This is a genomic window from Aeromicrobium phragmitis (genome assembly GCF_003674095.1).
Taxonomy (GTDB): Bacteria; Actinomycetota; Actinomycetes; order Propionibacteriales; family Nocardioidaceae; genus Aeromicrobium; species Aeromicrobium phragmitis.
The window spans coordinates 1-365 of record NZ_RDBF01000177.1 but is presented as its reverse complement, the minus strand read 5'-3'; the positions used below and the strand labels follow the sequence as shown (position 1 = coordinate 365).

Annotated in this window: 1 protein-coding gene; it reads right to left on the bottom strand. The window is 71.8% G+C overall.

The features are described from left to right. Window positions 1–69: 69 nt before the first annotated feature. The coding region (locus D9V41_RS16855) for a putative sulfate exporter family transporter (protein ID WP_121795633.1) at window positions 70–365 on the bottom strand (296 nt) is incomplete at its 5' end.

The following is a 365-nucleotide window of genomic DNA, read 5'->3' as shown; positions in this document are numbered from 1 at the left end:
TGGCGATACGGCTGATGTCCACCTAGGCATTCTCCCGCATGCGTCCCAGCGGGCAACGCGACTTCCGCCTCACAGGAGCACCGAGACCAGCGACAGGGACACCCCGGCAGCCACGACGGTGCTGGCCGCGGCGAGCACGAGCAGCCGTCCGGTCCCCCGGGTGAGGGTGCGGAGGTGAACGGTCGTTCCGAGGGCGAACATCCCGGCGGCAAGCAGTCCTGTCGCCAGGCGATCGCCCCCGGACAGCACGGCCCCGTCGAGGAGCCCGGCGCTTCGGACGGCCACAGCACCTAGGAATCCGAGGACGAACCAGGGAACCCGTGGGCGGCCGTCGCCGGCGTCGCTTCGGCCCGCCCCGACGACCA